We start from the raw sequence: 255 nt of genomic DNA on the forward strand, positions 1-255 counted from the left end.
TCTAACCACCTGAGCTACAAGCCCGCTTGTTTCTTCTCTTTTTCTGTTATACTTACGAAAACCTATCTTGCTAGGTTTTCCTTTAGGCGTGTGATAAAAGTACTCTGGAAGCATATAAGAAACCTTACATACTTAAGTTAAATAGCTTCTCCAGAAAGGAGGTGTTCCAGCCACACCTTCCGGTACGGCTACCTTGTTACGACTTAGCCCCAATTACCTGTTCTACCCTAACTGGCGGTTTAACGGCCAGCTTCA

Annotated in this window: 1 rRNA gene; it reads right to left on the minus strand. The window is 43.5% G+C overall.

The annotated features are described in order from the left end of the window. Positions 1-154: 154 nt before the first annotated feature. Positions 155-255: ribosomal RNA gene (locus tag EWU23_RS14490) — 16S ribosomal RNA — on the minus strand; the annotation flags it as partial.

The sequence above is a fragment of the Aquirufa beregesia genome (assembly GCF_011090385.1).
GTDB classification, from domain to species: domain Bacteria; phylum Bacteroidota; class Bacteroidia; order Cytophagales; family Spirosomataceae; genus Aquirufa; species Aquirufa beregesia.